The 10,703-nt window shown below is 57.0% G+C and carries 14 protein-coding genes; all 14 read right to left on the bottom strand.

Features of this window, described 5'->3' with window-relative positions:
- Positions 1 to 58: 58 nt before the first annotated feature.
- A complete protein-coding gene (locus M4I36_RS11595) occupies positions 59 to 1,810 on the bottom strand; it encodes a DEAD/DEAH box helicase family protein (RefSeq protein WP_258111907.1) in 1,752 nt (583 codons plus the stop codon).
- Between the two features lie 128 nt (positions 1,811 to 1,938).
- A complete protein-coding gene (locus tag M4I36_RS11590; RefSeq protein ID WP_258111906.1) occupies positions 1,939 to 2,994 on the bottom strand; it encodes a DUF6094 domain-containing protein in 1,056 nt (351 codons plus the stop codon).
- Between the two features lie 96 nt (positions 2,995 to 3,090).
- Positions 3,091 to 3,510 (bottom strand): hypothetical protein, encoded by a 420-nt coding sequence (locus tag M4I36_RS11585; protein ID WP_258111905.1) that lies wholly within the window; start codon positions 3,508 to 3,510, stop codon positions 3,091 to 3,093.
- A gap of 58 nt (positions 3,511 to 3,568) precedes the next feature.
- Positions 3,569 to 4,081, bottom strand: coding sequence for a DUF5082 domain-containing protein (locus tag M4I36_RS11580; RefSeq protein ID WP_258111904.1), 513 nt, complete (start codon positions 4,079 to 4,081; stop codon positions 3,569 to 3,571).
- A gap of 55 nt (positions 4,082 to 4,136) precedes the next feature.
- Positions 4,137 to 4,934, bottom strand: a complete 798-nt coding sequence (locus M4I36_RS11575; RefSeq protein WP_258111903.1) for an ImmA/IrrE family metallo-endopeptidase — start codon at positions 4,932 to 4,934, stop codon at positions 4,137 to 4,139.
- Between the two features lie 236 nt (positions 4,935 to 5,170).
- On the bottom strand, positions 5,171 to 5,479 hold the full coding sequence (locus M4I36_RS11570; protein WP_258111902.1) for a DUF4258 domain-containing protein: 309 nt from the start codon (positions 5,477 to 5,479) through the stop codon (positions 5,171 to 5,173).
- Positions 5,463 to 5,612, bottom strand: a complete 150-nt coding sequence (locus M4I36_RS11565; RefSeq protein WP_258111901.1) for a hypothetical protein — start codon at positions 5,610 to 5,612, stop codon at positions 5,463 to 5,465. Before M4I36_RS11565 ends, M4I36_RS11570 begins: the two co-directional genes overlap by 17 nt.
- A gap of 3 nt (positions 5,613 to 5,615) precedes the next feature.
- On the bottom strand, positions 5,616 to 7,184 hold the full coding sequence (locus M4I36_RS11560) for an AAA family ATPase (RefSeq protein ID WP_258111900.1): 1,569 nt from the start codon (positions 7,182 to 7,184) through the stop codon (positions 5,616 to 5,618).
- A gap of 187 nt (positions 7,185 to 7,371) precedes the next feature.
- Positions 7,372 to 7,731, bottom strand: a complete 360-nt coding sequence (locus M4I36_RS11555) for a YgiT-type zinc finger protein (protein ID WP_258111899.1) — start codon at positions 7,729 to 7,731, stop codon at positions 7,372 to 7,374.
- A gap of 35 nt (positions 7,732 to 7,766) precedes the next feature.
- Complete coding sequence (locus tag M4I36_RS11550; RefSeq protein ID WP_258111898.1) at positions 7,767 to 8,249, bottom strand: hypothetical protein; 483 nt, start codon at positions 8,247 to 8,249, stop codon at positions 7,767 to 7,769.
- Positions 8,250 to 8,305: 56 nt separating this feature from the next.
- Entirely contained in the window at positions 8,306 to 8,488 is a 183-nt protein-coding gene (locus tag M4I36_RS11545; RefSeq protein WP_258111897.1) for a hypothetical protein, read from the bottom strand.
- 21 nt (positions 8,489 to 8,509) lie between these two features.
- Positions 8,510 to 8,971, bottom strand: a complete 462-nt coding sequence (locus tag M4I36_RS11540) for a single-stranded DNA-binding protein (protein ID WP_258111896.1) — start codon at positions 8,969 to 8,971, stop codon at positions 8,510 to 8,512.
- Between the two features lie 25 nt (positions 8,972 to 8,996).
- Entirely contained in the window at positions 8,997 to 10,028 is a 1,032-nt protein-coding gene (locus tag M4I36_RS11535) for a recombination directionality factor (RefSeq protein WP_258111895.1), read from the bottom strand.
- Complete coding sequence (locus M4I36_RS11530; protein ID WP_258111894.1) at positions 9,943 to 10,533, bottom strand: CHC2 zinc finger domain-containing protein; 591 nt, start codon at positions 10,531 to 10,533, stop codon at positions 9,943 to 9,945. Before M4I36_RS11530 ends, M4I36_RS11535 begins: the two co-directional genes overlap by 86 nt.
- Positions 10,534 to 10,703: the final 170 nt, after the last annotated feature.

Below are 10,703 nucleotides of genomic sequence, written 5' to 3'. Positions count from 1 at the left end.
AGGCAGACGGACAATGCTCATCAATCTTCCTTTTTGTCCCAAATTGAATTCGGATCGCTTAAGTTGACAGCATTGGCATCGCTCCGGGGGCCATCCGCCAGAGCAGGTGATAGAGACTGGAGGCTTTGCCATCCGAGAGCGTGCCGGTGAGTCCAAGCACTTTTTTCGCTGCTCCGACGATGGCCCCCATGGCTTCTCCCTGCCCGCTGGCGTTCTTAAACTGATGCAGTTCGTCGACGATGACCAGGTCATACCAGCCTTGCAGATACCGCGCGATGAAGTTCGCCGGAGAGAGTCGTCTCGTTCGCAGCCCGGGCACCTTTTCGCGTTCCGGCACAAGCGAACGCATCAGGTTCTGACCGCACTCCGAACAGTGGTATTCGGTCACCGACTTCAAAAACTGCGGACGCTTCGTCGACGCCGTCGAGCTCGGAAACACGATGCTCTGGTATTTAGGGGCAACGCATTCGACCCATCCGCTCGCCAGATCGGAAAATCCGAGCTTCGCTTCTCGCAACGCATCGAGATCCATCTCGCGACTGCGAAGCGTCTCGTGTTTCTCGACCTTGCGCTGAATGCCTCCGCAATCCGGACACACCCAGACGTCCGAGAGCACTCGGCCTTTCGTCGGAGCCGATTCGTACGAGGCTGGATTCGAGACGACTCGGTGCTTGTGATAGACCAAAGCGGGCGCAGACGGCATGCCGAGTTTCGCGGTATCGCGCGATATCAGATGAAACTCAAGCGGAGCCTTTTGCCCACGTCGCACCGACGTGTTGCGGTAGCGTACCAAGTCTCGCCAAGAGTCGAACACGCGCGTAGGCGCCTCCGGTAAGGTTCGCCCGATCTCATCCCGTACCCACTTCGGCACCGTGATGCCCGGCACCAACAGCAGCACGGCGAAGCCCCGAGAGCTTCGTTTCGAGAGGGCGTGTGCCACGGCGAGAGAAAGAATGCTTTTGCCTGTGCCCATATCGGAACTACAGAGGACGCCTTTTTGCCGCGACAATCCCGTCAAAATCGCTTGGGCGGTATGCGCTTGGGCTGGAAATGGCGTCCTGGCCATCGTCGCTATCGCTGGGTCGATCGGTTGGTCAAGGTCGTGGGAAGGCTTGGCCAGTTCTTCGACCGTGGTCGCCAAGTGCGGCGCATACGCTTGCAAGTAGTCGAGCACCCGGTACTCTCCGTTCTCATCCGCCTGCAGCGTATCGCGAAGGCTCGGGGCCTCGGTGATGCCTTCCGGCAGGACGAGGGCTCCGGTCGACAATAAGTGTGAGAGCAGCGAGAGTGCCTCGTCTTCCGTCATGCCCCGGAGGTCAAACGCCTTACAGTGTTGCCACGAGGCGACGCGTTCGTCCGTCCAGACCGACAATTCCGAAACAAACTCCCGTTCTCGGCAGGCTTCCCAGATCGTTGTCGCCCACTCGGCCACATACGGCAGGTGGAAGTCCGACGCGAATCGGCGCAAAAACAGATCTTCGATGGCTCCGCCCTGCGGTTGTAAGAGGATGCGTGGGGTCTCGTCGTCCAACACGTCGTCTACGGCGGCTTTAGGCAGCATCAACAGATGCGTCAGTTTCTTGCCAAGCGGCCGCGCGACGAATCGATGGTGCTGCTTTTTCGCCTGGAGGCGTACGAGCGGTTCGTAGTCCCTTGGAGAGGCCAACACGTCCGTGCGCTGGCCTTTGAGGATGCGTGCCGAGAGAGCCCTGGCACTTTGGTCTAAGTCCAAGAGGCCTGCCGCCACCAGTTCGTGGACGTTGCCTTCTGGAGCGTTCCTCCAAATCAAGAGGTGGGTCCTGGCTTCCATGAAGTTGTGCTCGTCTCGGTATCGGAGAATATGCATTCGGTTCGACCCGCACACAGCCACCCCCAGGCGATCAGCCCCGGCGGTGGTTTTGTGCCGGGGCGATTCGCCTCCTTTGGGTGATGGGTGGTCTATTGAAGATCGAGAATGCGTCCGTCCGCTTCGACGGTGCGCACGATCGTGACGTACTCTTCCGAATCCACGACGACTTCGTTCCCGCGCTCGTCCTCGGTGATGTCCCGGGAGACGCGCTTTCGGGTCATGCCGACGACCCAGTGCCGTGTCTCGCCGATGCCCATCGCGCCATCGAGGGCGCCTGCCGCAATCAGCGTAGCCATGTGGGTGCGTCGAAACGGCAGCAGCGGTCGCTTGAGTTCGGTCCTGTCTGAGGCGACCGTCAAGAGGTTTTCCGCGATGCAAAACACATCGCTGGTCGCGAGGTCCTGGAGCAGTTCCGCCTCATCGAGCAGGGCGCCGCGAAACAGGATCGGTTCGTCGATGTTGGGAGCCGCAGGGACGCGCCACCGCGTGTCGTCGCTACCAAGAATCGGGATGGGTAGCGACGCATCCTGATGCACGGCGACCATGTTGTTGGCTACCTGACGTTCTGTGGGCGTGAGGTCTCGGTTCGTCTGAAGCAGTTTCTCTCGGCGTCGTCCGAACACCACGACTTGGGAAAAGACGTCGTAGGCACCGTCCTCAAACCGATACAGTGAGAGATCCGTATATCGGTTGAGAAGCGCTTGCACGAGGTCTTTGCCAAGGACGTATCGCGGCACAACGAACACCAAAATGCCGTTTGGCACGACGCACTTGGACAGATCGCGAAGGAAAACCAGTTCGCTTCGCGACGCCAAGCCGCCTTGACCGTGGTGCTGGTCGTAGGGCGGATTGAGAAACAAGCACTGCATGCTGGCGGGTGTGACCCTCGCCGATTCGTAGCCACAGGCGACCACGTGATCGAGACACGCCTGTGCTTTTCCCGCGCGTGCTTTGTCCAACTCGATGCCGTACGATACGCTGCCTGGCGCAGCCGAGGCTTGGAGTTGTCCGAGAGCCAAGCCTTCACCCGCACAAGGGTCGAACAACCGTGCCGGACCCTCGAAGTCCAGATGGTGGAGCATACGCGCTACTTGCGATGCCGGTGTGGGGTAGAACCCAGCTTTTGCAATACCTTCAAAGCGCATCTGTATCCCTACCGACCTTGCTCTAGCGCGAACACGGCAAGGGCACCCCCCACCGTCTCGAAACCAAGCAAGACGGCGGGGTTCACCTACCCTTCGTTAAAAAATGTGAATGTGTTGGTTGAGAAGCGCTCCCAGTAAAAGGAGTATGACCGATCCTAAAATCCCCCAGAGAAACCCTGGTTTTTGCAGCATTTTGTGTTCGACCGAATCGATCCGCTTCTCTACGGCTTCAAAACGTCGGTCTACGGCTTCAAAACGTCGGTCCATGTCTTCTTTCAAATCGTCGATACGACGATTCACGGCATCAAAACGTTCGTTGATGCTTTTGTCCATAGCGTTAAAGCGCTCGTTGATGCTCTTTTCCATGGCGTTAAAGCGCTCGTTGATGCTGCTGTTCATCTGCTGAATCTGATTGCTGATGAGCAGCCAGGGCATCTCGGTAACGTTGCTGGGTGGGCGCTGGTTGGATTGCGCTTCGTCTTCCATCCTACTCACTTCTTTCGCCCGTTCTGACATAGCCTTACCCCCAGTGTAACACGTTCGGTGGCAGTGGATACGGCGGTTTCGTGGGGCTTTAACGAACGGCCAATAACGTCGCCATGACGCCGATGCCCGCGGTCAACAATCCTACGAGAACCGCAGTCCAGACGCTTGTTCGACCGGACAGTTTCATTTCAACGGACAAAAACTTTGCATCCACCTTCGATTCAAGAGAGTCAAACTTCGCATCCACCTTCGATTCAAGAGAGTCAAACTTCGCATCCACCTTTGACTCAAGAGAGTCAAACTTTGCATCCACCTTCGACTCAAGAGACTCTAACTTAGTTTCAAATTTCGTATCGAGGTGTCGCATCTCTTGGCGCAGTTCGTTCCCTTGACGGTCGATTTTTTGATCAAGACGGTCGATTTTTTGATCGAGTGCACGAATATCGGATTTGACTTCCCGGACTTCGGCCTTCACTTCTCGAATGTCCTGATCCATGCGGGTCAGTTCATAATTGAGCGCTTGCCATGAGACAATGCGTAGATTGTTTTGTTCGTTTTGGGGTTCATCGTCCATGAGAACACCGCCGTTCCGTGAGTTCATGTGTCTCCGATCATAGCACATGTGGCTAAGATCGAGTCACCCCCCATAGGTCTGTTTAACTTGCCTGAGACGGTGACATCGGTTGGAGCGATTGCAAAATACGGTTGGCCGCCTTTTGAATTCGTCCCCCACTTTGCTTCACTTGGTCGAAGGCGTCTTTCCCGGACCAAGTCGCGATGTATCCGAACGAGTAAGACGACGTATCCCATCCGAGGGCATCGGCCACCACAAAGGCTACCGATTCCGCTTCGAGCTCTTGGACCTCCGACGCCTCGACGCGATCTTCATCCGGTGTGGCGTGGAGGAGTCCATGCGCCCATTCGTGGATAAGGGTCTTCGCCTTGTGTCGCTCCTCCAGGCTTTCCAGCAAAGAAATCCGCTCTGTAGCCACGTGGAAACAGCCGTTGGCCCCGTTTAAGTCGGACATCTCGGTGATGGGATACGGACAGGCATCCCGTAACCTCGGCCAATCCGTGGCATCGCCTTCGAGGCGAGGGACGGAGACCTCCGGCAACGGTTTGCCTTCCGTTTGCGACACGTCAAAGACGTACACGGTGCGAAAACCCACGAGAGACCGTTCTGTGGTGGTTTCGGACGTTTTCGCAAGCAATGGCGCTAGAATCATCATCCCTTGCTCCCCCTTGCGAACGTGCCGACCCATCGTCTTCCACGTTTGAAATCCCGCGATGCGGGTGGCGTTGGGACATTGCAGCAGAATGAGCAACGTGTTCTGGAAGCTGTACGTATGGAACCGCGACTGACATTGCAAGTATTGTTTCCACGCGTCTTCCGAGAGCAACTGCTCCAATCCCTGTTCCAACCGTGACATCGCTTCTTGGACTTTGTCGTTCATATCGATTCGCTCCTATTCCGCCCCTTACCACGAGGGACGGTGACATGTCCCGCGTGGTCGGGCGTGAAGAAGCTATTTTTTCTGCAACGGTTCCAACGCTTCTGGCGTGAACCACAGCCGATCCTTCAGACACGTCGCCGAGCAGTAGAGGTGCCCGTTCTGATCGTTCCACGCGTGCCTTCGTGCCAAGTGCTTGCCACATTGTGCACAGCACACTACAGCCATCGGCCGCTTCATCAGCAACTCCCTCCTACGGAGGCGTTCTGAGTTCCCAACGGATCGCGGTGGCGTCGGACATGACGCACCCATACGCCCGACTCCCATTCGTTCGCCACGTACACCGTGACGATGCTGTTGTGGTGCGGGTCGACGACGACGTGGATCGGTTTATCCCCCCACTCGCCGCGCTTCATCACAACGTTCTGGTTGCGTTGCACCGTCACGCCGTGTTTGGCGACGTTGCTGACGACGTCCATCGGTAGGTGACGTTCCAGGATGCGGCGTACGGCATGTTCAGTGTAGGTTGGGTTAGGCATGGCTCTCATGCGATGCACACTCCTCTTCGAGTTGGCCGCGATGGACCGTGAGTTCCCAGGCCAACGTGCCTTTGAGATAGCTTTGTAACCTTTCCGAGAGCACCGTCTCGTCGTCTGCGAAAAACCCTTGTGGCACCCTCATCGCTCAAGCCCCTTTCGACAAAACGCTCGACGAGGGTTGCGCGACGGTGAGATCGCAGTCGGCGACGCGCGCGGCAACGACTTGGCCTGCGAACGTCTCTTCATACAAGCGCTCGACGCTTTCCGCGTTGTCGATGAACACCGGCAACACTTCCGGCACCGCGAGCGCCATGAGAAGTCTCGATATCTCCAGGTCGCACCTTACACGTTCGGACGTTGACAGCGTCCGATACGGCTTGTCTTTCCACGTCACGCCAAACGCCTCTTTGATTTCGCCGTCTTCCGAGACGTGAAAGAGTGTCAACTTCGCGTGCACGAGCGGCTCGTTCAGCTGCCGATGTTGCACTTGCACATACCGCCACTGGAACCGTTTGAGCACCGCGATGCGCGACGTGACGTGTTCGAGCTGTGCCGTGCATCGTGCTTGTTCGGTTCGGCTCGCTTCGTAGCTTTGCTTTGCATGATCCCAGCGCATCTTTTTCGCCTGATACTCAACCATCGCGGCTTTTTCTTGTTCCGCAAGGGCCGCGTATGAGGCGATGCTCGCTCGATGGGCCGCGAGCTTCTCTTGCCATGCTCGCGTGTAGTCGGGACTCGACATCTGTTCGAGTTGGATCTTTAAGCGCTCTCCCTCTTGTTGAATCTCGCGAAGCAGGACTTGGATTTTGCCGTTCTTCGCAAGACGTTTGTTGTTAGCGATCTCCTGTTGTTCTTTGGGAAGCGCTTGATGACACGTCGGACAGTGTGCCTCGATGTCCGGTACGATCCCCTGTTTCGTCTCTACGTAGCGCGCGCGGGCCTCTTTCAGGCGTGTCTTGCACTCCAGAAGGTCTTGCGGCACTTTCTCCAAGAGCATCTCCAGGCGCAGCATGTCTTTTTTCGTGGCCTCCACCATCGCCAGTTTCGCGGCATCGAGAGACGGTACGTAAGGCTCGGGCTCTGAGGCGGAGAGTTCGGCTTTCCAGGCGTTCAGGCTGCCTTCCAGACGCAACAACGTGGCCTCCAGTTCCTTTTGCTCGTGGCGCAGATCTCTGAGCAACACGTCGGCCGAGTCGACGCCCATACCGAAGTTCAGCGTCGACAGATAGTCCTGGTCGGCTTCGTCGAGGTACGGGAGCACCGTGGCCACGTCCACTGGACGGACGCGGGCCAGAATCGCCTTGGCGTCTCTCGGTTCCAAGCTGCTAAAGTATCCCGGGGCAAAGATGGAGAGGAACGTCGAGACGTCGCCAAACCATCCTTCGACCACACCGGGCTTCGCTTTGTGGCCGCAAACGAGCAGTTGGACCGCACCTTGCTCCGGTTTCACGCGCAGAAAGGTGAGGCTTTGTCCGCTCGACGTTTGCCAAGAGGTTTCTACGCGCATCGAGGAGGTTCCGTGGCGCAGCAGACGCGTATCGGCGTTCTTTTTGCCGGACGCATCCGTGCCAAAGAGACACCAGACGATGGCTTCGAACGTCGACGACTTCCCTTGGGCGTTGTGCGCCAGAAGGAGATTTTCTCCGTCATGAAATCGGAAACTTTCTTGTGCAAAGCAACGAAAATTTTCAACCTGCATCGCCACGAGCTTCATGGTCATCGACCCTCTCTGAGTGGTTTTTGGACAGACGTCCCATCCCACGCAGCCGTGCGGGATGAGAGAAACCCCGCACGGAGGGGTGCATGCCAAAGACCAGCACAAACCAAGGGGTTCACCCCGGTTAGTCCTGGTCTTCACGATTCGCCGAGTCTTCAGGCGTGAACGTTTCTTGGTTCTTGGTTTATCGAAGCGCTTCTTCTAAGGTCATCGAAGCATTCGGTTCCAGCTGTTCTGCATACGCATCGAGGGCCGCCATCAAAAAGAGGCTGCCCGTGAGCGTGTTGCAGTGCTCACAGTACCCAAAAGGGACGTCGCGAATCACGACGTTTCGCTCTGGAACCGGATAATCGGTTCCGCGCACGGGTAAGGTGTGTCCACACTCGGAACACGTCACCGTTTCCGGCAGATCGTATGTCGGTTCCTGGTAAGCCGCAATGGAACGTTCTAACAGCAAGGACTCGTTTCCATGGGCCCAAAGGGCCGCTTTTAAACGCAACATCGCTCGCACCCTCTCTTCACGAATGTCGGGTTCCCGAAGCATGGTTTCCAACCTCCTGCGGACGTGTCATGCTCCTATTATAAAGGGTCGGTATGCCAACACATCCGCTGCGTGAAGGTTTGATCCCACAACCCATCCGAATGGGACGGATCGTATACGGTTAGAACCGTGATCCAAGTCTCCCCTTGCTTTTGGCAGAGCACCAGATGGAGTGGCCGATACGTTTTGTGACCTGTTTTGGCATATCCGAGCCAAATCCACTTGTCCACCCAACCACCGGTCGTGTCCTGAAAGCGTCGATGCCAAATGCAACTGCCGTTTTTGAGCGCCTCTGTGGTTTGCAAAGACGAAATCTTGCGTGAGACTTCTCGCTCATCGAGATGCTTGGTCCAAAGGATGCTTACGTTGTGTTCCAGTTGTTGAAGGACCCTTTCGGTTTGCTGCTCGGAAGATACGGTGCCTTCCCGCCACGCCTGTCGGCGTTGTACGCAAGACGTGTCTGAACACACGGCACGTGCTCGAGATGAACTCAGCATCGGAATGCCCATCGACTCTCCCACGAAGAGAGGTTCCCCCTCTCGTCGTGGTGACCGAGAGGGCTGCCCCCTTTCGCGGTTTAAAGGTGTGCTACAACGTCCTTGGCGAGCCGCACCGCTTCTGGAACTCCAGCAAGCAGCACATACGTGCCGTCCGGATTCCGTCGGGTCCAGCACAGGACGCCTTTCTTCGTGTAAAACCGCTCCACTTTCTTCGCGGCTTTCGTATCTTTCGTCATCGCGATCACGCGTTTGGAAGCCATCGTGTCTCGTCTCCTTTGCCCTTAAAACGGGAGGTCGTCGTCGGAAAGCTCCAGGTCATCGGCAAACGGATCGTCCGCATACGCTGTTTGAGTCCGAGACGCACTGTCTTGGGTTGTAGAGCTCGTCGGTCGCGGTGCGGCCGAAGGGCTGCTGGTGCCGTTGCTTGCTTTGTCGAGAAAGCGTACCGACTCGGCCACGACTTCTGCCACGCGGACTGTTTGCCCCTCGCGGTTCTCGTACGACCGAAGTTGAAGCCTCCCATCTATGGCGGCCAAGCGACCTTTTTGCAAGTACTGCGCGACCGTCTCCGCTTGCTTTTGCCACACCACAATTGGGATAAAATCGGTCTCCCGTTCGCCCGCCTGGTTGGTCCGTGGTCGGTCCACCGCTAGGGTGAAGCTCGCGACCGCCGTGCCACTGTTCGTGTAGCGCAGTTCCGGGTCTTGGGTGAGGCGTCCAATGAGGATGATGCGATTCATCATGCGTTTTCGCTCCTTTGAAGGGGGTTTAACTGGCCGAAGACTGTGTTGCCGTCCACGGCTCCAGTTGGGTCATCTCGATAAATTCGGGACGAAGCGTACTGGGGACGCCTTGCACCGCCTCGATCCTGCTGCCGACTTCCAGTCGTTTCAGCAGAGACAGATGCTTCGCGTCGTGCGTGCAGTACGTCGTCGTCTGGCCGTTGGCGTCGAGGAGCTTCAAAAAGCCCCAACGAACACGGTCGTACGTCTTGATGGCGACATCGACCACGACAAGCGGCTCCTTGGGAGCCTTGGCCGCTTGGATGTCGGCATCCCGGACCAGGTTGTCTTCGATGTACAGATCGTCGGGCATCTCTTCCGAGACCTCGACGATCGGGGCATCCAGCTCCAGCGTCGGAAGGCGATGGATGAGCTCGCGGATCTTAATGTCCTCCAGTTTCAAATCGAGGACATAGACCGTCTTCGCTTTCCCATCGGGACTCACCGTCTGCGGCACGACCCGCAACTTGAGTGGGATCATCGCGATCCGACCGCGCGTGAGTTGACGCACCATCTGGACGCAGGCTGTGAGATTTTGCGAACCGAAATACGACGTCGTGTCGATCTCCCAAATACCAATGCCTGGGACATCGGGTAACAAGAACAACAGTCGTGTCAACGGTTTGCATTTCTTCTCCCGAAAGATGGGGCAGTCCTTGTACCAACACGGGACGTCCACATATCCGCCTTGATCATCGGCACGACGCGCTCTCTCGCCGTCCCCTTTACACCACAGTTCGCTGCGTCCCACCGCTCCGCGATACGCCGACAGATACTGCGGCATAAAGACTTCCGGATCGTCCGAAGGAAACGCGATGGTGATGTCTTTGGGGGTCTCTCCGTAGACCTCATGGAAGGCTTTCGCCGCTTCCTCCGAGGTGTTGACCCCGTCCGCTCGAACGACAAAATAGTCGGTCGCGACGGGGTAGCTCTTACCGCTCTGATGCTCCTGTTTGAGTCCGAGGTAGATTTTCCCCATTCTCGGTAGGCGCTTGGGCTCGCTGAACCCTTTGATCATGCTCATACCTCCATTCCGGGAGTCTTTGAGAAGCCTGTTCGAACAACCGCTGCAACCGCTCGGTCGTCTCTCTTTCGTCCTGTTCGTGTTCGCACCAGGCTTGCCATACGCAGTCGAGCGTGCGTTTTCGATAGGCCAGCCAGGCAGACATCGACCAAGACGTTGGTTTTTGGATGCGCATCGGCAAAAAACCGATGCTTTGAAGTTGTGCGTTGGTGAGGTGTTCTGCGGGATGCAGTGGGCGTGTCCGGTGACGAGGATACAGTGTTTGTTTGGCTTCCATATCGGATAGGCCGTGCAGTTTGGCGTAAAAGCTGATGACGCCACCCTTGCTGTCACACACCCAGCAGTGGAAGACGTCTTTGTGGAGATTCAATTCGAGGTTCCCTTTCCGATCACCACAAAATGGGCAGTGGTCGGCTTTGGCTTGACCTCTTCGATTGGGGCGACTCCAAAGCAACCCAGCGGATGCCGCTAGGTCGGATAAACGGACCAAGCCGCTCATACGCCCTTCCTCCTTTGTCGATGGGTTTCCTCCTTTGTTTCCGTGAAACGCAAAAAAGCCACCGAAACACGAATAAGCCTTTCCGACCCCGCGATTTTTTCGCAGTGGAAAAACTCGTTCTCCTGTTTCCGTGGTGTTCACGGTGAGCTTTCGCCCTATGATGTTGGGTG

The organism is Alicyclobacillus sp. SP_1, from assembly GCF_024706985.1.
GTDB lineage: Bacteria > Bacillota > Bacilli > Alicyclobacillales > Alicyclobacillaceae > Alicyclobacillus_I.
This window is presented reverse-complemented; position numbering and strand designations above follow the sequence as displayed.

Bases quoted from the DNA above. Each gene is read 5' to 3' on its own strand.
- M4I36_RS11595 (WP_258111907.1), bottom strand. From the start codon at position 1,810: ATGGAAGCCAGGACCCACCTCTTGATTTGGAGGAACGCTCCAGAAGGC.
- M4I36_RS11590 (WP_258111906.1), bottom strand. From the start codon at position 2,994: ATGCGCTTTGAAGGTATTGCAAAAGCTGGGTTCTACCCCACACCGGCA.
- M4I36_RS11585 (WP_258111905.1), bottom strand. From the start codon at position 3,510: ATGTCAGAACGGGCGAAAGAAGTGAGTAGGATGGAAGACGAAGCGCAA.
- M4I36_RS11580 (WP_258111904.1), bottom strand. From the start codon at position 4,081: ATGAACTCACGGAACGGCGGTGTTCTCATGGACGATGAACCCCAAAAC.
- M4I36_RS11575 (WP_258111903.1), bottom strand. From the start codon at position 4,934: ATGAACGACAAAGTCCAAGAAGCGATGTCACGGTTGGAACAGGGATTG.
- M4I36_RS11570 (WP_258111902.1), bottom strand. From the start codon at position 5,479: ATGAGAGCCATGCCTAACCCAACCTACACTGAACATGCCGTACGCCGC.
- M4I36_RS11565 (WP_258111901.1), bottom strand. From the start codon at position 5,612: ATGAGGGTGCCACAAGGGTTTTTCGCAGACGACGAGACGGTGCTCTCG.
- M4I36_RS11560 (WP_258111900.1), bottom strand. From the start codon at position 7,184: ATGAAGCTCGTGGCGATGCAGGTTGAAAATTTTCGTTGCTTTGCACAA.
- M4I36_RS11555 (WP_258111899.1), bottom strand. From the start codon at position 7,731: ATGCTTCGGGAACCCGACATTCGTGAAGAGAGGGTGCGAGCGATGTTG.
- M4I36_RS11545 (WP_258111897.1), bottom strand. From the start codon at position 8,488: ATGGCTTCCAAACGCGTGATCGCGATGACGAAAGATACGAAAGCCGCG.
- M4I36_RS11540 (WP_258111896.1), bottom strand. From the start codon at position 8,971: ATGATGAATCGCATCATCCTCATTGGACGCCTCACCCAAGACCCGGAA.
- M4I36_RS11535 (WP_258111895.1), bottom strand. From the start codon at position 10,028: ATGATCAAAGGGTTCAGCGAGCCCAAGCGCCTACCGAGAATGGGGAAA.
- M4I36_RS11530 (WP_258111894.1), bottom strand. From the start codon at position 10,533: ATGAGCGGCTTGGTCCGTTTATCCGACCTAGCGGCATCCGCTGGGTTG.